We start from the raw sequence: 21204 nt of genomic DNA on the forward strand, positions 1-21204 counted from the left end.
CGCTACCCCTCGTCCGTGAGCGTCGCGCCGAGAGGCTCGAGCGCGGCGTTCAGGGTCCAGATCCCCAGGGCACCGCGGCGCAGGATCCGGCCCTGGGTGCCGGTGCAGTCGACGATCGTCGAGGCCTCGCCTCCCGGCGACGTCCCGTCGTCGACCACGACGGCGACCGACTCGCCGAGCATCTCCGTCGCCTGGTCGGCGTCCGTGGCCGCCGGCAGCCCGGTCCTGTTGGCCGAGCTGACCGCCAGGGGGCCGGTGCGCTCGAGGATCTCCAGGGCGACCGGGTGGTCGGGCATCCGGACCGCGACCGTGCCGCGGGTGTCCCCGATGTCCCACTGCAGGGACGTCTGCTGGTGGCAGACCAGGGTCAGCGGGCCGGGCCAGAAGGCCTCGACCAGCGCCCGGGCGTAGCCCGGCACCTTGGTCGCGAGGGCGTCGAGGGTCGTCGCGGAGCTGACCAGCACCGGCGGCGGCATCTCGCGGCCGCGGCCCTTCGCGGCGAGCAGGGCGCGGACGGCGTGCGGGTCGAACGCGTCGGCACCGATGCCGTAGACGGTGTCGGTCGGGATCACCACGAGCTCGCCGCGCTGGACCGCGAGGCTGGCCGCCTCGATGGCCGCCTCGCGCTCGTCCTCCGACGAGGTCGGGAAGCGCTCGCTCACGGCAGGATCACCACTGTCGTCACCAGGGTCGTCACAGGGGTCATCGTGCCAGCCGCGCGGTCAGGAACCGTGCCCGACCTGCCAGGTCCGGGTGGTCGCGGACGTCGCGCCAGCGTCCCGCGCCGGCGAACACGGCCGGTGCGGACTCGCCCTGGAGGTCGGCGTGCTCGGCGCCGACCACTCCCCCAGGCCTCAGCAGCCAGGCGGCCCGGGTCTCGAGGACGCGCATCGCGTCCAGTCCGTCGTCGCCCGAGAAGAGCGCGAGGTGCGGGTCGTGGTCCCGGGCCTCGGTCGCCACGGACTCCCAGGCGTCGAGCGGGATGTACGGCGGGTTGCAGACCACGATGTCGACCGTGCCGGCCAGGTCGTCGAACGCGGTCCCCATGTCACCGAGCCGCAGGTCGACTTCCGTGCCGGCCAGGTTGCGCTCGGCCCAGGCGTGCGCGGCCGAGTCGAGCTCGACGGCGTGCACGCGGGCGCCCGGGACCTCGTCGGCGACCGCCTTGGCCACCGCCCCCGAGCCGGTGCACAGGTCCACGACGACGCACCCGCCCTGCTCGGCCACGACCTCCTCGGCCCGGGCGATCGCCCAGCCGGCCAGTAGCTCGGTCTCGGGCCGCGGCACGAACACCCCCGGGCCCACCTGCAGCTCGACGTGCCGGAACCAGGTCACCCCGGTGAGGTGCTGGAGCGGCTCGCGGGCGGCTCGGCGGTCCAGCAGCCCGTCGTACGTCTCCTGGGCGCTGGGCGCCACGTCCTCGACCAGGAACAGCCGCGACCGCTCGGTGCCGAGGACGTGCGCGAGCAGCACCGCGGCGTCGGTCTCGGGGCTGGCGACCCCGGCTGCGGCCAGCCGGGCCGCCGCGGCACGGAGCAGCTCGCGGGCCGCCGTCGGTCGGCTCATTGCTCCAGTGCCTCGAGCCGGGCCGCGAGATCGGCCTCGACGCTGGATGCCACCACCGGACCCAGGTCGCCGTCCAGGACCTGGTCGAGGTTGTAGGCCTTATAGCCGGTGCGATGGTCGGAGATCCGGTTCTCCGGGAAGTTGTAGGTGCGGATCCGCTCGGAGCGGTCCACCGTGCGGACCTGGCTGCGTCGTACGTCGCTGGCCTCGGCGTCCGCGGCCTCCTGGGCGGCCGCGAGGAGCCGCGCGCGGAGGATCCGCATCGCCTGCTCCTTGTTCTGCAGCTGGCTCTTCTCGTTCTGGCAGCTGGCGACGATCCCGGTGGGGACGTGGGTGATCCGCACCGCGGAGTCGGTCGTGTTGACGCTCTGGCCGCCTGGCCCGCTGCTGCGGTAGACGTCGATGCGCAGGTCGTTGTCGTTGATCTCGACGTCGACCTGCTCGGCCTCCGGCAGCACCAGCACGCCCGCCGCGCTGGTGTGGACCCGCCCCTGGGACTCGGTCACCGGCACCCGCTGGACGCGGTGCACGCCGGCCTCGAACTTCAGGAGCGCGTACGGCGTCTCCCCCGGCTCCGGCGTGCCCTTGGTCTTGACCGCCACGGTGACGGACTTGTAGCCGCCCAGATCGGACTCGGTCGCGTCGAGCACCTCGGTGCGCCAGCCCCGGGCCTCGGCGTATCGGGTGTACATGCGGAGCAGGTCGCCGGCAAACAGCGCCGACTCCTCGCCGCCCTCCCCCGACTTCACCTCGAGGATCGCGTCCTTCTCGTCGGCCGGGTCGCGCGGCACGAGCAGCCGGCGCAGCCGCTCCTCCCCCTCGTGCAGCCGGGTCTCCAGCGACCGGGCCTCCTCGGCGAAGGCGGCGTCCTCGCCGGCCAGCTCGCGAGCGGCCTCGAGGTCGTCGCCGAGCCGCTGCCAGTCACGCCAGGCTCCGATGATCGAGGAGAGCGCGGCGTACCGCTGGTTGAGCTGCTTGGCCAGCCGGGCATCGGCGTGCGTCTCGGGAGCGGCCAGCCGCTCCTCCAGGTCACGGTGCTCCGCGAGCATGCCTTCGACAGCCTCGAACACTCGGGTCCCCTCGTCGGTCAGGTGGTGTGGGGTGGCGGAAATACGACGAGCGCCGGTCCCCGCCTGTGGGCGGGGACCGGCGCTCGGACGCAGCTACTTCTTGGCAGCCTTGGCGTAGCGGGCCTCGAAGCGGGCGACGCGGCCGCCGGTGTCGAGGATCTTCTGCTTGCCGGTGTAGAACGGGTGGCACTGCGAGCACACGTCGGACTTGATGACGCCCGACGTCACGGTGCTGCGAGTGGTGAACGACGCGCCACAGGTGCAGGTCACCTGGGTCTCGACGTACTCGGGGTGGATGTCGCTCTTCATGGTGTCTTCCTCTCAGTCGCCGGGTCGCCTCCGCGCCGTGCGGAGCAGCGTGAACCGGAACCAGCGCACAAGTGTGCCACCGACTCCAACACCGTGGTAATCGGCGACATTCCCCCTCAGGTGGCGCTGGGGAACTCGACCACCCGGGCGAGCGGGGAGGTGTCCTCGGCGTGCAGCCGAAGCCGGATCGACACCGTCGTGCCGACCCGCTCCTGGGACTCGATCCGGACGTCGCCCGCGTGCTTGTCGACGATGGTCTGCACGATGCGGATGCCGAGACCGGTGCCGGCGATCTCGTTGGTCACGGCATTGGACGCCCGGAAGAAGCGGGTGCCGAGCCGCTCGACCTCGGCCTGCGGGATCCCGATCCCGTGGTCGGCGACCGTCACGGTCACGCGGCCCATCTCATCGGTGATCCCGACCTCGACCCGGCCGCCGTCGTGGCTGAACTTCACCGCGTTGCTGAGGACGTTGAGGAAGGCCCGGTTGAGCATCGCCCGGTCGGCGAGCACCGGCAGCGGCTCCGCCGGAGCCGTCACCGCGACGTCGATGCCGCGCCCGGCAGCCGTGATCCGGACGTCGGTGACGGCGTCACGCACGACCTGGATCAGGTCGACCGCCTCCAGGTCGGTGGCGCGGTTCTCGGCCTTCGACAGGGTGAGCAGGTCGTCGATGAGCGCGCGCAGGCGCGAGACGTTGCGTCGGGTGGCCTCGAGCATCCGCTCGTGGCGGGGGCCCATCTCGCCCTCGAACTCCTCGGCGACCATCTCGAGGTACCCGCTGATCGTGGTCAACGGCGTCCGCAGCTCGTGCGAGACGTTGGAGACGAAGTCGTCCTTGGCGGTGTCGAGCGTGCGCAGCTCGTGCTGGATCCGGTTCTCGACGGCGCGAGCACGAGCCTGCGCCTCGGCGAAGTCGTTGAGAGCGGCCGCGACCGCCCGGACCTCCTTGGGCCCGTCGTTGCGCGCTCGCACCTCGGGCTCGTTGCGCGACATCTTCTGCACGACGTTCTCGAGCGCGATGAGCGGCGCGGAGAGCTCGCTGAGCAGCCGGGTGCGGGAACGGGACACCCCGAGCCAGGCCAGGCCGGCGACCAGGACGATGGCCAGGATCGTGCCGCGGAATCGCCACCCGGCGTCCTCGCGGGCCTGTCGCACCCGCTGGTCGAACGCCTCGGACGTCGCGGCGTGGGTGTCCTCGACGGTCCCGAAGAGCGCCCGGCCGAGCTCGAAGCGCTGCTGGTCGAAGGTGCGCGGACCGCCCGGCGCGCCGATGCGGGGGTCGGCGTACTGGCTGATCCAGGCCTGGGCCGCCTCCTCCTGGCGGGTGACCAGGATGTCGAGCTGGGCATCGTCGGCGGCGAACTCGCGGACCCGCTGCTGATCGCCCGGCAGCCGTTGGAGCAGCTGCTGATAGGCGTCCTGGGCCGTCGGGTCGTTGCTCGCCGCCCAGGACTCGACCGCGGCCTCCATCGAGGTCAGGTCGAGCAGCACGTCCTGGTTGGCGGCCGCGGCCGGCTGCAGCTCGTCGGTGAGGTGGTCGACCGCACGGGTCGAGAGCACCACGCCGAGGATGCCGATGACCGCCATCAGCCCGACGAGCGTGCCGAGGCGGAAGATCACCGGCGCGACGAGCCGGGCGACCGGTCGACCGCTGCTCGGCAGCGGTGCCGCCTTCCCCGGTGAGCGGTGCTGGATGCCGGACTGGACCGACGGTGCCACGGGGCCGCCTACTGCGAGCGCGAGAGGAGGGCCTCGACGCGCGAGGCCAGCTCCCGGGGGCTGAACGGCTTGGTGATGTAGTCGTCGGCGCCGGAGTCGAACCCGGTCTCCACGTCGGACTCCTGGGCCCGCGCCGTCAGCAGGATCACCGGCAGGTCGGCCAACCCGGGATCGGCGCGGATCGCCCGGATCGCATCGAGACCGGAGACCCCGGGCATCATCACGTCGAGCACCGCGAGGTCAGGACGCTGCGCCTGGCAGGCCTCGATGGCCGCCTGACCGTCCGAGACCGCCGTGATGTCGTGCCCGAGGGTCGAGAGCTTGAACTCGACGAGCTCCCGGATGTCGACGTCGTCGTCCGCCACCAGGATCCGTGCCACGTCCGTGTTCCTCCCTGCCATGATCCTCGCGCTTGCCCCCTGCGCGACGGCCTCGGCGAGCAGCCTAGCCGCAAGCCGCGACAGCCACGCCGCATTGGGGGCAAGCCTCAGTCGTCGCTGCCCGCGGTGGGCGTGGTCTTCTGCACCTGCATCAGGAACTCGTAGTTCGTCTGCGTCTTCTTCAGCCGCTCCAGCAGCAGCTCCAGCGCCTGCTGCCCGTCGAGGGACGACAGCACCCGCCGCAGCTTCCAGACGATCGCCAGCTCCTCCTTCGACAGGAGCAGCTCCTCGCGCCGGGTCCCGGACTGGATCGCGTCGATCGCCGGGAAGAGCCGCTTGTCGGCGAGGTCGCGCCGCAGCCGGATCTCCATGTTGCCGGTGCCCTTGAACTCCTCGAAGATCACCTCGTCCATCTTCGAGCCGCTCTCGATCAGCGCGGTCGCGAGGATGGTCAGGGAGCCGCCGTTCTCGATGTTGCGCGCGGCGCCGAAGAACTTCTTGGGCGGGTAGAGGGCCGCCGAGTCCACGCCGCCGGAGAGGATCCGACCGCTCGCCGGCGTCGCCAGGTTGTAAGCACGGCCCAGGCGGGTGATCCCGTCGAGGAGCACCACCACGTCGTGACCGAGCTCGACCAGCCGCTTGGCCCGCTCGATCGCCAGCTCGGCGACCATCGTGTGGTCGGCGGCCGGCCGGTCGAAGGTCGAGGAGATGACCTCGCCCTTGACCGAGCGCTCGAAGTCGGTGACCTCCTCCGGACGCTCGTCGACCAGGACCACCATCAGGTGGCACTCGGGGTTGTTGGTGGTGATCGAGTTGGCGATCGACTGCAGCACCATCGTCTTGCCGGCCTTGGCCGGGGACACGATCAGCCCGCGCTGGCCCTTGCCGATCGGCGCGGCGATGTCGATGACCCGGCCGATCATGTTGTCGTGACCGGTCTCGAGGCGCAGCCGCTCCGAGGGGTAGAGCGGCGTCAGCTTGGAGAAGTCGACCCGGTGCTTCGAGCTCTCGGGGTCGGCCCCGTTGACGCTGTCGATGCGCACCATCGGGTTGAACTTCTCCTTGCGCTCGCCCTCGCGCGGCTGGCGCACCTGTCCGACCACGGCGTCGCCGCGTCGCAGGCCGAACTTCCGGACCATCGAGAGCGACACGTAGACGTCGTCCGTGCCCGGGAGGTAGCCGCTGGTGCGCACGAACGCGTAGTTGTCGAGCACGTCGAGGATGCCCGCAGCTGGCACCAGCACGTCGTCCTCGAGCACCGTCGTGTCGGGCTCGTTGCGGCCCCGCGGCGCGTCGGCGGCGCGGCCGGCCGGCGCCGGGCGGTCGCGGTCGCGGTCGCGGCCACGGCGACGCCGGTTGCGGCCCCGGCCCTCGCCGTCGACGTCCTGCTCCTGGTCGCGATTCTGGTCGCGGTTCTGCTCGCGGTTCTGCTCGCGGTTCTGCTCGCGGTTCTGCTCGCGGTTCTGCTCGCGGTTCTGGTCGCGCTGCTGCTCGCGGTTCTGGTCGCGCTGCTGCTCGCGGTTCTGGTCGCGCTGCTGGTCCCGGTTCTGCTCGCGCTGCTGGTCGCGCTGCTGGTCCCGGTTCTGCTCGCGCTGCTGGTCCCGGTTCTGCTCGCGCTGCTGCTCGCGGTTCTGCTGGCCCCGGTCGCGCTGCTGGCCCTTCTCGGGTCGCTCCTCCGGCTCGGACTGCTCAGCCCGCTCCTCGGCCGGGGCGTCCTGCTTGGCCTGCTTGGCCTGGCGCGACTGCCGCGGCTTGCGCTCGGCCTTGGGCTGGTCCGCCGGCTCGCCCGCGACGGGCAGCTCGGGCTGCGCCGGCGACTGCTCGGGCTGCGCCGGCTGCTCGGGGTCGGCCTTGCGGCGGGTCGCGCGCTGGCGCGCCGGCTTCTCCGCCGTCGGCGCCGGTCCGCTCTGGGCAGCCTTGATGGCCTCCACCAGCTGCGCCTTCTTCATGGCGCCCGCGCCCGCGATCCCCAGGCCGCCGGCCAGGGACTTCAGGTCGGCGAGGAGCATGGAGTTGAGCCCACCACCGCGCTTCTTGGGCGCCCCACCGGCCGGGGCCGAGTCGGGGGCTGCGGTGGAGGAGTCGAGGGTCTCCGTCACGTGAGGTCCTTCGCACGTATCAGTGCCGAGGGCGGCCTACCGGGGCCGTCGGCTGCTGGTCGGGTCCTCTCCCCGACACCCGCGCCCGTCACAGGACGAACGGAGGGGCACGGAGGTCCGTGCGGGAGAGGAAGGGTGGCGCACCAGGGCGCATACGCCGAGCTGAGCGGCGTGCCGTCAATGTATCACCCGGGTGTCCGACTGTGACGCGGACCGCGCCACTCCCGCTAGTCCACCGTGGCGCCCCTCGTGTCGACGCTCAGCCGGTGCACCGCCCAGCCGTCCGGGCAGCGAGACTCCAGGGCAGCGACGCCCGCCTCGTCGGCGGTGACACAGAACGCCAGGACCGTCGGCCCCGCACCCGAGACCACCGCCGGGTGTCCGTCCGCGCGCAGGGCTCCGACCAGGTCGAGGGAGGCCGGCATCGCGGGCCGGCGATAGTCCTGGTGGAGGTAGTCGCGGGTGGCGATGAGCAGGTGCTCGGGACGGCCGGCCAGCGCCGCGACCAGCAGCGCGGCGCGGCCGGCGTCGGCGGCCGCGTCGGCGTGCGGGACCTCGGCCGGGAGCAGGCCGCGAGCCACCTCGGTCGAGACCGGATCGGCCGGGACGAACACCACGGCGCCGACGGCGGGGTGCACGGGCGAGCCGACGGCGTACCACTGGTCGGCCTCGCGGCCGGAGATCACGAACCCGCCGAGGAGCGCGGGGGCGACGTTGTCGGGGTGCCCCTCGAGGTCGGCCGCGAGCCGCAGCACGGCGTCGTCGTCGAGGCGGGCCGCGCCGTCGGCGACCAGCGCGCGGGCCAGCACCAGGCCGCCGACGATGGCGGCCGACGACGAACCCAGCCCCCGGGCGTGCGGGACCACGTTGTCGCAGGTCAGACGCAGCCCCGGGGGCTGCTCCCCCAGCGCGGCGAACGCGGTGCGCATCGCCCGCACGACCAGGTGCGACCCGTCGAGGGGTACGGCGCCCGCGCCGGCCCCCCGCACCTCGACGACCAGCCCCTCGGCCAGCACCTCGCCCTCGAGCCGGTCGCGCAGGTCAAGCGCGAGGCCCAGCGAGTCGAAGCCGGGGCCGAGGTTGGCCGAGGTGGCCGGGACCGAGACCCGGACCGGACCCTCGACGAACGTCACCTCAGGCCGGCGGCCTCGGCCGCCGCGGTGACGTCGACGTCGACGACCGTGTCGACGAGCGGGCCGAAGCCCTCCAGCGCGGTAGCGGTGTCCTTCAGCCCGTGGCCGGTCACCGTGACGACCAGCTGCTTTCCGGCGTACGACGTGCCGCCGGCGAGCTGCTGCAGCAGACCCGCGACGCCCGCGGCGGAGGCCGGCTCGACGAAGACCCCGTCGTGGCAGGCCAGCTCGCGCTGGGCGGCCAGGATCTGGTCGTCGGTGACCGACTCGAACGAGCCACCGGACTCGTCGCGGGCCGCCTCGGCCAGCTTCCACGAGGCGGGGTTGCCGATGCGGATGGCCGTGGCGCGGGTCTCGGGGTCGGGGAACGGCTCGCCGGTGACCAGCGGCGCGGCGCCCTCGGCCTGGAAGCCGCGCATCACCGGCTTGCGGGTGGCCAGCCCGAGGTCGGCGTACTGCCCGTAGCCGAGCCAGTACGCCGAGATGTTGCCCGCGTTGCCGACCGGCAGCAGGTGGTAGTCGGGCGCGTCCCCGAGGAAGTCGCAGATCTCGAAGGCGGCGGTCTTCTGGCCTTCGAGCCGGACCGGGTTGACCGAGTTGACCAGCGCGACGGGGTAGTCCCAGGCCAGGCCCTTGGCCATCGCCAGGCAGTCGTCGAAGTTGCCGCGGACCATGATCACCTGGGCGCCGTGCAGGATCGCCTGGGCCATCTTGCCGGCCGCGATCTTGCCCTCGGGCACCAGCACGAGCGGCTTCAGCCCGGCCTTGGCGGCGTAGGCCGCCATCGAGGCGGAGGTGTTGCCGGTGGAGGCGCAGACGACCGCCTCGGCCCCGTCGTGCTTGGCGACGCTGATCGCCGCGGTCATGCCGCGGTCCTTGAAGGAGCCGGTCGGGTTGTCGCCCTCGACCTTCAGCCACACCTCGCCGCGGGTCAGCCCGGAGAGCCACTCCGAGTGCACGAGCGCGGTGCCGCCCTCGCGCAGCGTGACGGCCGCGGTGCCCTCGGGGATCTCCAGCAGGTCGCGGTACTCCTCGATGACGCCACGCCACTGGTGGGTGCGGGCTCGGGTCGCGGTGCTCACTCTGCTTCTCCTTCGACGCGCATCACCGAGGTGACCTCGCGGACGATCTCCATGCCACGCAGGTGCTCCACGGTGGCGCTGAGCTGGGCGTCGGTGGCCTCGTGGGAGACGACGACGAGCTGGGCGTCCAGGTCGCGGCCCTCCTGGCGCACCGTCTGGATGGACACGTCGTGCTCGGCGAACGCCAGCGCGACCTGGGCGAGCACGCCCGCGCGGTCGTCGACGTCGATGGCGACGTGGTAGCGGGTCCGGGTCTCCCCCATCGGCAGCACCGCGCGGTCGGCGTACGCCGACTCGCCGACGCCGCGGGTGCCGGCCCGGGCGTTGCGGGCCACGGTCACCAGGTCGCCGAGGACGGCGGAGGCGGTCGGCGAGCCACCGGCGCCGGGGCCGTAGAACATCAGCTGGCCGGCGGCCTCGGACTCGACGAACACCGCGTTGTAGGCCTCGCGCACGCTGGCCAGCGGGTGGGACCTCGGGATCATCGCGGGGTGGACCCGGACGGCGACCGCGTCGTCCTTCAGCTCGCAGATGGCGAGCAGCTTGACCACCGCCCCCATGTCCTTGGCGGACTGCACGTCGGCGGCGGTGACCTCGGAGATGCCCTCGCGGTGCACGTCGGAGGCGGTGACACGCGAGTGGAACGCCAGCGAGGCCAGGATCGCGGCCTTCGCGGCGGCGTCGAAGCCCTCGACGTCGGCCGTCGGGTCGGCCTCGGCGTACCCGAGCTCCTGGGCCTCCTCCAGCGCCTCGGCGAACCCGCTGCCGGCGGTGTCCATCTTGTCGAGGATGAAGTTGGTGGTGCCGTTGACGATGCCGAGCACCCGGGTCACCTTGTCACCGGCGAGCGACTCGCGCAGCGGGCGCAGGATCGGGATGGCGCCGGCCACGGCGGCCTCGTAGTAGAGGTCGCGGCCGTGCTTCTCCGCGGCCTCGAACAGCGTCGGGCCGTCCTCGGCCAGCAGCGCCTTGTTGGCCGTCACGACGCTCGCGCCGTTCTCGAGCGCGGCCAGGATGAGGGTGCGGGCGGGCTCGATGCCGCCGATCACCTCGACCACCACGTCGACGTCGTCCCGGCTGACCAGGGCCAGCGCGTCGGTGGTCAGCAGCCCCTCGGGGACCTCGACCTCCCGCGGCGCGTCCAGGCGTCGTACGGCGACGCCCACCAGCTCGACCGGCGCTCCCACCCGGGCCTCGAGGTCGGCGGCCTGCTCGTCGAGCAGCCGCACCACCTGGGACCCGACCGAGCCGCACCCCAGCACGGCGACCCTGAGGGCCTTGTCGCTCTCCATTACTGATCACCCATGTCCGTTGCCAACAGGTCGTCCTCAGTCTCGCGGCGTACGACGACGCGCGCGACCCCGTCCCGCACCGCGACGACCGGAGGACGCAGCGCGTGGTTGTAGTTGGAGGCCATCGACCGGCCGTACGCGCCGGTGCCCGGGACGGCCAGCAGGTCGCCCGGGGCGACGTCGCCGGGCAGGAACTCGTCCTTGACCACGATGTCGCCGGCCTCGCAGTGCTTGCCGACCACTCGAGCCAGCACCGGCGGCGCGGTCGAGGTCCGCGAGGCGACGGTGCAGGAGTAGTCGGCGTCGTAGAGCGCGGTGCGGATGTTGTCGCTCATCCCGCCGTCGACGCTGATGTAGGTGCGCACCGCTCCCCCGTCGAGGCGGACCGGCTTGACGGTGCCGACGGTGTAGACGGTGCACATGGCCGGGCCGACGATCGCTCGGCCGGGCTCGATGGACAGCCGCGGCGCAGGGATGTCGAGGGCACGGCACTCGTGCTCCACGATCTTCGACAGCTCGGTCGCCAGCTGCGCCGGGTCCGACGGGTCGTCCTGGGTCGTGTAGGCGATGCCGAAGCCGCCGCCGAGGTCCATCTCGGGCATGGTCACGCCGAGCTCGTCGGAGACCCGCGCGTGCAGGGCGAGGACCCGGCGGGCGGCGACCTCGAATCCGGAGGAGTCGAAGATCTGGCTGCCGATGTGGGAGTGCAGGCCGAGCAGCTCCAGGCCGGGAGCGACCTGGACCTGGCGGACCGCCTCGAAGGCGTCGCCGGAGGTGATGGAGAACCCGAACTTCTGGTCCTCGTGGGCGGTGGCGATGTACTCGTGCGTGTGGGCCTCGACGCCGGCGGTGACCCGGACCATCACCCGGGCGCTGAGGCCGGTGTCGGCGACGATCATGGCCAACCGCTCGATCTCGACGAAGGAGTCGACGACGATCCGCCCCACGCCGGCCGCGACGGCGCGACGCAGCTCGGTCACGGTCTTGTTGTTGCCGTGGTAGCCGATCCGGGCCGGGTCGAAGCCCGCCCGCAGGGCGACGGTCAGCTCGCCGTTGGAGCAGACGTCGAGGCTCAGCCCCTCCTCCTTGACCCAGGCCGCGACCGCGGTGCAGAGGAAGGCCTTGCCGGCGTAGAAGACGTCGTACGCCGAGAACGCGTCGCGGAAGGCGCGCGCCCGGGCCCGGAAGTCGGCCTCGTCGAGGACGTACGCCGGGGTGTTGTGCTCGGCGACCAGGTCGGCCACCGCGAGGCCGCCGACGTGCAGCTCGCCGTCGACCTTCTGCGCGGTGGTCGACCACAGGTGCGGGACGAGGTCGTTGGGGTCGGCGGGCTCGCGGAGCCAGGACGGTCCGCGGAGGGCGCCGGGCGCGTGGGCCCAGCCGGCTTCGTGGCTCATGCCTACATCCGCTCCGGGGCGCTCACACCGAGCAGCTCGAGGCCGTTGGCGAACACGACCCGGGTCGCGGCCACCAGGGCCAGCCGGGCGCGGTGCAGGTCGTTCGGCTCCTCGTCGCCCATCGGCAGCACCCGGCAGTTGTCGTAGAAGCGGTGGTAGATGCCGGCGGTGTCCTCGAGGTAGCGGGCGACCCGGTGCGGCTCGCGCAGCTCCGCGGCGCTGGCGACGACCCGCGGGAGCTCGGCGAGGGCGCGGAGCAGCTCGCCTTCCTTCTCGTGAGTGAGCAGCTCCATCGCCGTGCCCGGCTCCAGGCCGAGGTCGGCGGCGTTGCGCAGGATCGAGGAGACCCGGGCGTGGACGTACTGGACGTAGTAGACCGGGTTGGCGCTCTCGGCCTTGGTCCACAGGTCGAGGTCCAGGTCGATGTTGGAGTCGGAGCTGTAGCGCGCCAGGGCGTAGCGGGCCGCGTCCTTGCCGATCGCGCCGACCAGGTCCTCCAGCGTGATGACCGTGCCGGCCCGCTTGGACATCCGGACCGGCTCGCCGTCCTGGAGGAGGTTGACCATCTGGCCGATCAGGATCTCGAGGTTCTGACCGGGTACGTCGCCGAACGCCGCGCACATGGCGTTCATCCGGCCGACGTACCCGTGGTGGTCGGCGCCGAGCATGATCAGGCAGCGGTCGAAGCCCCGCTCGCGCTTGTCGAGGTAGTAGGCCAGGTCGCCGGAGATGTAGGCGCCGTTGCCGTCGGACTTGATGATCACCCGGTCCTTGTCGTCGCCGAACTTCTCGGTGCGCAGCCACAGGGCGCCCTCGGACTCGTAGGTGTTGCCCATCTCGGTGAGCCGCGCGATGGCCCGGTCGACCGCGCCGCTCTTGTGCAGGTCGTCCTCGTGGAAGTAGACGTCGAAGTCGACGCCGAACTCGTGCAGGCTCTGCTTGATCTCGCCGAACATCATGTCGACACCGATCGCCCGGAAGACCTCCTGGGCCTCGTCGTCGGCGAGGTCCTTCACGTCGGGGCGCTGCGCGACGACCGCCGAGGCGATGTCGTGGATGTACTGGCCGCCGTACCCGTCCTCGGGAGCGGGCTCGCCCTTCGCGCTGGCCAGCAGCGACCGGCTGAACCGGTCGATCTGGGCACCGTGGTCGTTGAAGTAGTACTCGCGGGTGACCTCGGCGCCGGTCAGGGTGAAGATCCGGCCGAGCGCGTCGCCGACGGCCGCCCAGCGCACCCCGCCGATGTGGATCGGACCGGTCGGGTTGGCGGAGACGAACTCGAGGTTGATCTTCTCGCCGGCGAAGGCGTCGTTGGCGCCGTACCGCTCGCCGGCGGCGAGCACGTCGAGCGCGACCTGACCCTGGGCCCCGGCCTCGACGGTGATGTTGAGGAAGCCCGGACCGGCGATCTCGACGTCGCCGATGCCATCCGTCGCGGTCAGCCGGGCCGCGACCAGCTCGGCCAGGGCACGCGGGTTGGTGCCCGCCTTCTTCGCCAGCTGGAGGGCGACGTTGGTGGCGTAGTCGCCGTGACCCTTCTGCCGGGGTCGCTCCACCGTCACGCTGGCCGGGACGCCGTCCGGGAGGGCGAGCGTGCCCTCGTCGGTCAGGGTCGTCAGGACGTCGACGATCGCGGTGGAGAGCTGCTCGGGAGTCACCGGTCCAGCGTATCGGCGCAGCGACGCGCGCCCCGCATCGATATCGGCGGTGGGACGCGCGGGCCGATTGCACGTCGCCCACACTGCGGTTGTAAGGTTCACAACCGCACCGGCTTGGCCGGTGCACGCGCCTCCGTAGCTCAGGGGATAGAGCACTGGTTTCCGGTACCAGGTGCCGCAGGTTCGAATCCTGCCGGGGGCACGCGTCGATCGAGGCCCCGTCCCGCTGCTGCGGGACGGGGCCTCGTCCGTTCCCGGGACTCAGCAGGTGCCGAGCATCTCCCGCAGCGCCGCGACCTCGCTGCGGTCGGCCGACAGCGACCAGGCGGCCTTCACCGCGATCCAGTGCGCGGCGTACGCGCACTGCTGGGCCCGGCGCGGGCGCCAGGCGGCGGGGTCGTCGTCGGACTTGGCGGCGTTGGTCGGACCGTCCGCGGCCTGCAGGACCGCGAGGTCGTTCGCGAACGCGCGCCGGCGCGCGTCGGTCCACGAGTCGGCACCCGAGCGCCAAGCCTCCGCGAGCGGGACGACGTGGTCGATCTGGACGGCCTGGGCCTGCGCGGGGTCCTTCAGGTCGTCGAAGACCAGGGTCCGACCGGTGGAGGGGTCGATCCAGGTGCCGGCCAGGACGTCGTGGTCGCAGCGGCCCTGCTGCGCGACCACGGTCGACCCGGCGACCGCGTCGCGCAGCAGCACGTCGTCGCGCTGGTTGCAGCCGTTGCCGTCCGTGTCGGCCCAGGCCGAGCCGAACGCGTCGCGGTCGTACGACGCCACCGCGGGCGATCGGTCCGCCACCCGGAGCCCGTCCAGCGCCCGGGCCGCCTCCGCTGCCGACAGCACGGCGAGCGGGGTCGGGCCTGCGGGCGCCGGCGCCGGGTCCGCCTCCGTGATCTCGCAGCCGGTGAGTGCCACCAGCGCGGCGAGCCCGGCGACGGCCCGCCTCAGCACCGCTTGATCGTCGCGTCCCGGCGCGCGTCGTCGCCGTAGCGGCGGGCGGCCGCGACGTTCGGGATGACCACGCTGGCGCCCCCGATGTTGCCGATGCCGCCGGGCAGCACGCACGTGGTGATCCGGCGCGGCTCGACCTGGGCGATCGCCTGGGCGAGCCGGTAGAGCTCGGCCGGCCCCAGATCGGTGTGCAGGTGCCGCATCACCGACACCACGCCCCGCTCCACGAAGCCGGGCCGGTCGGCGCGGGCGCGGATCGCGGCACCGATGCCGCGCAGCACCCGCTGCTGGTTGGCCGAGCGGTCGAAGTCGCCGCCCGGGAGGCTCTTGCGGATCCGGGCGAAGGCGTGGGCCTGGTAGCCGTCGAGCCGGATCCGCCCGGCCTTGAACCCCTTCTTCTTGAGGTACTGGTCGGAGAAGGCGCGCGGGTTGCGCACCTCGATGCCGCCGATGTCGTTGACCATCCGCTCGAAGAACTCGAAACGGGTCACGAAGACGTAGTCCGGCTGCACGCCGACGAGGTTGCCGACGGTCCGGCCCAGCAGCTGGGGCCCGCCGAAGGTGAGCGCGGCGTTGACCCGGCTGGAGCCGTGGCCCGGGATCGGGACCCACGAGTCGCGCGGGATGCCGATCGCGGTCGCGGCCCCGGTGCGGGTGTTCAGGCCGATCAGCTGCAGCGCGTCCCCGCGCGAGCGGAGCATCGACTCCCCCGGCCGCGCGTCCGACCCCACGGCCAGGATCCAGACGACCCCGGGCGAGACCGACAGACCCGCAGACCGGTCGACCTTGACCAGCGCCACCTGCTCGGCCCGCGGGGCGGAGTCGGGGACGACGACCGCGGCCACCGCCAGCACGAGTCCCAGGGACAGCAGTCGCCTGAGCACGCGGTTCATCGGGTCCTCCCCTGGCCGGCCTCGCCCGCCGACACGTCGTAGCCGAACACCTTCCATCCCCGGCCGCCGCCCTTGGTGAGGAACAACCGGCCCTGCACGGTCTCGGTCCGGGCCACCTCCCCGGTCGTGGTGAAGGTGAGCGAGACCCGCGCGGTCACGGCCGCCGCCTTGCGCCGTACGGCGAGCACGTCGAGAGCCACGGCGCGGCGGCGCACGGTCACCGCCGTGATCCGCTCGCCGATGTCGACGTTGGTCATCACCTTCAGGTCCCGCCGTACGTCGCGTCGCGCGCCGGCGGTGAAACCCGCGAAGGCGTCGCCCACCGTGCGGCGCGGCCAGGTGCCGCCGACGTACGCGCCGTCGAACCAGGCGTCGACGATCGGCACCACCTGCCGCAGCAGCGTCTCGCGGGTCGTCCGCGAGATCCGGGTGCCCTCGACCTGGCCGATCCGGGCGTTGGTCGCCGGGGCCGTCGGCTCCGCGGGCGCCGGCGCGGACGACGCGGACGGGCTCGCCGTCGGCTCCTCGCCGCCCCCGCTGTCGTCGTCGCCGCTGCAGGACGTGGTCGCCAGGACCACGGCCACGGCCAGTGCGGCCGTGCCCCGGGCGCGTCGCCGGGCTGTCGTCGTTCTCGCCGTCATCGTCGGCATCATCCTCAAGGACTCCCCATTTCGTCCGATTGAGTGAGGTGTGGTGCGGATCGCATTCACACCCTGCCCGAATGCTGCCCCTGACCTCGGCATTTGCCCGGGCGGGGGCTAGCCTGGAACACCGGAAACCCATCCAAGTCGCGCGCATCGGAAGAGGCGAAGCAAGTCGTGCCGCAGCCCTCAGGCAGCCAGTCCACCCACTCCACCACCGCAGGCCCGCCTGACGACGACTTCGGGGCCAACGAGTGGCTCGTGGAGGAGATGTACGAGCAGTACAAGCTGGATCCCGGGAGCGTCGACGCGCGGTGGGTGTCGTACTTCAAGGACGGTCACGACGGCGGTACGACGACCAACGGGTCCGCACCCGCCCCGGCCGCGGCGAAGGCCGAGCCCGCGAAGCCGGCCCCCGCGAAGGCCGCGCCGGCCCAGGCGGAGTCGAAGCCTGCCGAGGCCAAGCCCGCCGCGAGCAAGCCCGCGCCGGTCGCCAAGCCGCGCCCCGACGCCAAGGCCGCCGAGCCGGCCAAGGGCACCTCCGCCCCGGTGCCGAAGGAGTCCCCGAAGGCCGAGCCGGCCGCGGCGAGCGACCAGCCGACCTACACCGTCCTCCGCGGGGCCCCGGCCCGCACCGCAGCCAACATGGACGCCTCGCTGGAGGTGCCGACCGCCACCTCGGTGCGCACGGTCCCGGTGAAGCTGCTGTGGGACAACCGCATCGTCATCAACAGCCACCTCGCCCGGGCCCGCGGCGGCAAGGTCTCGTTCACCCACCTGATCGGCTACGCGCTGGTCAAGGCCGTGCGGTCGATGCCCGAGATGAACAACGGCTTCGACGTCGTCGACGGCAAGCCCAACCTGATCACCCCGGCCCACATCAACCTCGGGCTCGCGATCGACGTACCGAAGCCCGACGGCTCGCGCCAGCTGCTCGTCCCGAGCATCAAGGCCGCCGAGGGCATGGACTTCGCCGGCTTCTGGACCGCCTACGAGGAGATCGTCCGCAAGGCCCGCGACGGCAAGCTCGGCGTCGTCGACTTCCAGGGCACCTCGATCTCGCTGACCAACCCCGGCGGCATCGGCACCACCCACTCCGTGCCGCGCCTGATGAAGGGCCAGGGCGCGATCATCGGCGTCGGCTCGATGGAGTTCCCGGCCGAGTGGCAGGGCGCCTCGCCGGAGGCGATCGCCCGCAACGGCATCTCGAAGGTCATGACGCTGACCTCGACGTACGACCACCGGGTCATCCAGGGCGCCCAGTCCGGCGAGTTCCTCAAGCGCGTGCACCAGCTGCTGCTCGGTGCCGACGGGTTCTACGACGAGATCTTCCGCTCGCTGCGCATCCCCTACGAGCCGATCCGCTGGAACGCCGACATCTCGACGTCCCACGACGACGACATCAGCAAGCAGGCCCGGATCCTCGAGCTGATCCATGCCTACCGGGTGCGCGGCCACATGATGGCCGACACCGACCCGCTGGAGTACCGCCAGCGCAGCCACCCCGACCTCGAGGTGGAGTCGCACGGCCTGACCCTGTGGGACCTCGACCGCGAGTTCGCCACCGGCTCGTTCGGCGGCGAGGGCCGGCGGTTCATGAAGCTGCGGGACATCCTGAAGATCCTGCGTGACTCCTACTGCCGCACGACCGGCATCGAGTACATGCACATTATGGACCCCGAGCAGCGCCGCTGGATCCAGGAGCGCGTCGAGCAGCCGCACACCAAGACGCCCCGCGAGGAGCAGCTGCGGATCCTGCTCAAGCTCAACCAGGCCGAGGCCTTCGAGACCTTTCTGCAGACCAAGTTCGTCGGCCAGAAGCGCTTCTCCCTCGAGGGCGGCGAGACCACGGTCCCCGTGCTCGACGAGATCTGCGAGGCCGCGGCCGAGGCCAACCTCGACGAGGTCGCGATCGGCATGGCCCACCGTGGCCGGCTCAACGTGCTGGCCAACATCGTCGGCAAGAAGTACTCCCAGATCTTCCGCGAGTTCGAGGGCAACATCGACCCGCGCACGGTCCAGGGCTCCGGCGACGTGAAGTACCACCTCGGCGCCGAGGGCGAGTTCGTCGCCGAGGCCGGCGACACGATCAAGGTCTCGGTCGCCGCGAACCCGTCCCACCTCGAGGCCGTCGACCCGGTCCTCGAGGGCATCGCCCGCGCCAAGCAGGACGTGCTCAACCGAGGCGCCGAGTACCCCGTCCTCCCCCTCCTCGTGCACGGCGACGCCGCGTTCGCGGGCCAGGGCGTGGTGGCCGAGACGCTCAACCTGAGCCAGCTGCGCGGCTACCGCACCGGCGGCACCATCCACGTGGTCGTCAACAACCAGGTCGGCTTCACCACCTCCCCCGGCTCCTCCCGCTCGTCGCTCTACTGCACCGACGTCGCGCGGATGGTCCAGGCGCCGATCTTCCACGTCAACGGCGACGACCCGGAGGCGTGCATCCGCGTCGCCCGGCTCGCGTTCGAGTACCGCCAGGCGTTCAACAAGGACGTCGTCATCGACCTGGTCTGCTACCGCCGCCGCGGTCACAACGAGGGCGACGACCCGTCGTACACGCAGCCGCTGATGTACGACCTCATCGAGCAGAAGCGCTCGGTCCGCAAGCTCTACACCGAGTCCCTGATCGGTCGTGGCGACATCACGATCGAGGAGGCCGAGCAGGTGCTGCGCGACTACCAGCAGCAGCTGGAGCGGGTCTTCACCGAGGTCCGCGAGGCCAGCACCCAGCCGTCGGAGTGGACCACCGTCCCGGACTACCCCGAGAAGTCGGTCGGCGAGACCGACACCGCCGTACCGCTGGAGTACCTCAAGCGGATCTCGGACGCCTACGTCACGCCGCCCGACGGCTTCACGGTGCACCCCAAGGTGATGCCGCAGCTGCAGCGCCGGGCCACCGCGATCACAGAGGGCCCGATCGACTGGGGCACCGGCGAGATCCTCGCCTTCGGCTCGCTCCTCATGGAGGGCCGCCCGGTCCGTCTGGCCGGCCAGGACTCGCGGCGCGGCACCTTCGTGTCGCGGTTCGGCACGATCATCGACCGCACCAACGCCGACGAGTGGACGCCGCTGGCCTCGCTGACCGAGGACCAGGCGAAGTTCTACATCTACGACTCGCTGCTCTCCGAGTACGCCGCCCTCGGCTTCGAGTACGGCTACTCCGTGGCCCGTCCCGACGCGCTGGTGCTGTGGGAGGCGCAGTTCGGCGACTTCGTCAACGGCGCCCAGACGGTCATCGACGAGTTCATCACCGCGGGCGAGAGCAAGTGGCGCCAGCAGTCCGGCGTCGTCCTGCTGCTGCCCCACGGCTACGAGGGCCAGGGCGCCGACCACTCGTCGGCGCGGATCGAGCGGTTCCTGCAGATGGCCGCCGACGAGGCCCTGGTGATCGCCCAGCCGAGCACGCCGGCGTCGTACTTCCACCTGCTGCGCCAGCACTCGCTCGGCGAGGAGCACCGGCCGCTGATCGTCTTCACGCCGAAGTCGATGCTCAAGCGCAAGGAGGCCGCCTCCCAGCCCGACGACTTCACCTCCGGCTCGTTCAAGGCCTTCGTGCCCGACGCGACCGCGGACGCGGAGAAGGTCGACACGCTGCTGCTGTGCTCGGGCCGCGTCACCTGGGACCTGATGGTCGAGCGGGCCAAGCGCGAGGACAGCGAGCGCTTCGCCATCGGCCGCGTCGAGCAGCTCTACCCGCGTCCGATCGACGCCATCAGGGCCGAGATCGCCCGCTACCCGCACCTCAAGCAGGTCCGCTGGGTGCAGGACGAGCCGCTCAACATGGGCCCGTGGCCGCACTACGCCCTGAACGTCTGGCCCGAGGTCGACGCCCAGGTCGTGCCGGTCACCCGGCCCGAGGGGTCCTCCCCCGCGGTCGGCACGGTCAAGCGGCACCAGGCGGAGCAGAAGGAGCTCATGGAGCGGGCCTTCGCCTGACGGCGTTCGTCGGTCGACAGGAGAGCAGATGTACTTCACCGATCGTGGGATCGAGGAGCTGCAGAAGCGCCGGGGTGACGAGGAGGTCACCCTGGAGTGGCTGGGTGACCAGCTGCAGGCCTTCACCGACGCCCACCCGGAGTTCGAGACCGCCGTCGAGCGGTTCGCGACCTGGCTGGCGCGCCTGGACGATCCCGAGGACTAGGACGCGGCAGCGGACTAGTCCCTTGGTGGTCGAGCGAGCGCTCTGACTGAGCCTGCGAAGTCAGAAGGCGCGTGTCGATCCGGGACGCGTCAGCGGACCGGATGATGGTGGTCGAGCGAGCGCTCTGACTGAGCCTGCGAAGTCAGAAGGCGCGTGTCGAGACCCATCTGGTCTCGCGGACCCACTCATCAGCACGGCCCGGCGACGACTGTCGCCGGGCCGTTCTACTGTGTCGGCCATGACCAGCCCCGCTGATCCGTCGTACGACGTGGACTACCCCGCCGCCCCGTGGGACATGGTGGGCCAGCTCTGGCTCTCGCTGTTCCGGGTCCGCGAGGCCGTGGACGCGCTGCGACCGGCGGGGGTCTACGGGGTCGCGTTCGTCTCCTACGAGGAGGGCAGTCCGCTCACCTACTCCGAGCTCCTGGTCGCGCGGCCGGTGCAGGAGGACGGACTGAAGGCGGTGTCGATCACCGACATCTGGGTCGACTCCCCCGCGTCGGTCGCCGGCGGGCGGGGGCTCTGGGCGATCCCCAAGGAGCTGTGCGACTTCCGGCTGGAGTCGTCCTACCGCGGCCCGCTGTCGCGGACCGAGTGGACGGCGACCGCCGGGCGGCGGCCGATCGCCCGGGCCGAGTTCACCGACGTGTCGCGGCTCGCCGTACGGATCCCGTTCAAGGGCGCCACCTGGCAGCCGCCGATCGACGACCACACGAGCCCGGTCACGGCCGCCCTCACCGGCTCGGCGAAGGCGCTGCCCTGCCGGGGTCGCTGGGAGTTCGCGCCCGACGGCCCGCTGGGCTGGCTCGCCGACGCCCGGCAGCTCGCCTCCTTCCGGCAGGCCGGCTTCCGGATGTCCTTCGCCTGACGGCGA

Annotated in this window: 18 protein-coding genes and 1 tRNA gene; 4 read left to right on the forward strand and 15 right to left on the reverse strand. The window is 72.0% G+C overall.

The window, feature by feature from the left end:
* Nucleotides 1-2 precede the first annotated feature (2 nt).
* The 12 genes from BLT76_RS18495 to argS form a co-directional block, all read right to left on the reverse strand.
* A complete protein-coding gene (locus BLT76_RS18495) occupies nucleotides 3-662 on the reverse strand; it encodes an L-threonylcarbamoyladenylate synthase (protein WP_090859512.1) in 660 nt (219 codons plus the stop codon).
* Between the two features lie 40 nt (nucleotides 663-702).
* On the reverse strand, nucleotides 703-1566 hold the full coding sequence (gene prmC, locus BLT76_RS18500; RefSeq protein WP_090859515.1) for a peptide chain release factor N(5)-glutamine methyltransferase: 864 nt from the start codon (nucleotides 1564-1566) through the stop codon (nucleotides 703-705).
* The gene (prfA, locus tag BLT76_RS18505) at nucleotides 1563-2636 is read right to left on the reverse strand and encodes a peptide chain release factor 1 (protein WP_090859517.1); all 1074 of its coding nucleotides are present in this window, start codon (nucleotides 2634-2636) and stop codon (nucleotides 1563-1565) included. Before prfA ends, prmC begins: the two co-directional genes overlap by 4 nt.
* Nucleotides 2637-2729: 93 nt before the next feature.
* Nucleotides 2730-2945 (reverse strand): 50S ribosomal protein L31, encoded by a 216-nt coding sequence (gene rpmE, locus BLT76_RS18510; protein ID WP_090859519.1) that lies wholly within the window; start codon nucleotides 2943-2945, stop codon nucleotides 2730-2732.
* Between the two features lie 116 nt (nucleotides 2946-3061).
* Nucleotides 3062-4666 (reverse strand): sensor histidine kinase, encoded by a 1605-nt coding sequence (locus tag BLT76_RS18515; RefSeq protein WP_090859521.1) that lies wholly within the window; start codon nucleotides 4664-4666, stop codon nucleotides 3062-3064.
* Nucleotides 4667-4674: 8 nt separating this feature from the next.
* Nucleotides 4675-5046, reverse strand: coding sequence for a response regulator transcription factor (locus BLT76_RS18520; protein ID WP_090859523.1), 372 nt, complete (start codon nucleotides 5044-5046; stop codon nucleotides 4675-4677).
* 107 nt (nucleotides 5047-5153) lie between these two features.
* Entirely contained in the window at nucleotides 5154-7145 is a 1992-nt protein-coding gene (rho, locus tag BLT76_RS18525; protein ID WP_090859525.1) for a transcription termination factor Rho, read from the reverse strand.
* A 227-nt stretch (nucleotides 7146-7372) separates the two neighbouring features.
* Nucleotides 7373-8278 (reverse strand): homoserine kinase, encoded by a 906-nt coding sequence (gene thrB / locus BLT76_RS18530; RefSeq protein WP_090859527.1) that lies wholly within the window; start codon nucleotides 8276-8278, stop codon nucleotides 7373-7375.
* Entirely contained in the window at nucleotides 8275-9360 is a 1086-nt protein-coding gene (gene thrC / locus BLT76_RS18535; RefSeq protein ID WP_090859529.1) for a threonine synthase, read from the reverse strand. Before thrC ends, thrB begins: the two co-directional genes overlap by 4 nt.
* Entirely contained in the window at nucleotides 9357-10652 is a 1296-nt protein-coding gene (locus tag BLT76_RS18540) for a homoserine dehydrogenase (RefSeq protein ID WP_090859531.1), read from the reverse strand. The genes thrC and BLT76_RS18540 overlap by 4 nt, the downstream gene beginning before the upstream one ends.
* Nucleotides 10652-12049, reverse strand: coding sequence for a diaminopimelate decarboxylase (lysA, locus tag BLT76_RS18545; protein ID WP_090859533.1), 1398 nt, complete (start codon nucleotides 12047-12049; stop codon nucleotides 10652-10654). The genes BLT76_RS18540 and lysA overlap by 1 nt, the downstream gene beginning before the upstream one ends.
* Nucleotides 12050-12051: 2 nt before the next feature.
* Nucleotides 12052-13707 (reverse strand): arginine--tRNA ligase, encoded by a 1656-nt coding sequence (argS, locus tag BLT76_RS18550; RefSeq protein ID WP_170867135.1) that lies wholly within the window; start codon nucleotides 13705-13707, stop codon nucleotides 12052-12054.
* 129 nt (nucleotides 13708-13836) lie between these two features.
* Between argS and BLT76_RS18555 the strand changes: the two genes are divergently transcribed.
* Nucleotides 13837-13909: transfer RNA gene (locus tag BLT76_RS18555), tRNA-Arg, on the forward strand.
* A gap of 59 nt (nucleotides 13910-13968) precedes the next feature.
* Here the strand turns inward: BLT76_RS18555 and BLT76_RS18560 are convergent.
* From BLT76_RS18560 to BLT76_RS18570, 3 genes are read right to left on the reverse strand one after another with little or no spacing between them, the layout of a single operon-like run.
* Nucleotides 13969-14655, reverse strand: a complete 687-nt coding sequence (locus BLT76_RS18560; RefSeq protein WP_090859537.1) for an HNH endonuclease family protein — start codon at nucleotides 14653-14655, stop codon at nucleotides 13969-13971.
* Entirely contained in the window at nucleotides 14649-15548 is a 900-nt protein-coding gene (locus tag BLT76_RS18565) for an LCP family protein (RefSeq protein WP_090859539.1), read from the reverse strand. Before BLT76_RS18565 ends, BLT76_RS18560 begins: the two co-directional genes overlap by 7 nt.
* Complete coding sequence (locus tag BLT76_RS18570; RefSeq protein ID WP_139175675.1) at nucleotides 15545-16189, reverse strand: hypothetical protein; 645 nt, start codon at nucleotides 16187-16189, stop codon at nucleotides 15545-15547. Before BLT76_RS18570 ends, BLT76_RS18565 begins: the two co-directional genes overlap by 4 nt.
* Nucleotides 16190-16366: 177 nt before the next feature.
* Here BLT76_RS18570 and BLT76_RS18575 point away from each other — a divergent pair, with 177 nt between their 5' ends.
* From BLT76_RS18575 to BLT76_RS18585, 3 genes are all read left to right on the forward strand, one after another.
* Entirely contained in the window at nucleotides 16367-20125 is a 3759-nt protein-coding gene (locus BLT76_RS18575) for a multifunctional oxoglutarate decarboxylase/oxoglutarate dehydrogenase thiamine pyrophosphate-binding subunit/dihydrolipoyllysine-residue succinyltransferase subunit (protein WP_090859543.1), read from the forward strand.
* 28 nt (nucleotides 20126-20153) lie between these two features.
* Nucleotides 20154-20330: a DUF6104 family protein gene (locus tag BLT76_RS25830; protein WP_090859545.1), complete on the forward strand. Its 177-nt coding sequence runs from the start codon at nucleotides 20154-20156 to the stop codon at nucleotides 20328-20330.
* Nucleotides 20331-20568: 238 nt separating this feature from the next.
* A complete protein-coding gene (locus BLT76_RS18585; RefSeq protein WP_090859547.1) occupies nucleotides 20569-21198 on the forward strand; it encodes an acetoacetate decarboxylase family protein in 630 nt (209 codons plus the stop codon).
* Nucleotides 21199-21204: the final 6 nt, after the last annotated feature.

It is taken from the genome of Nocardioides lianchengensis (genome assembly GCF_900101465.1).
Lineage (GTDB): Bacteria > Actinomycetota > Actinomycetes > Propionibacteriales > Nocardioidaceae > Nocardioides > Nocardioides lianchengensis.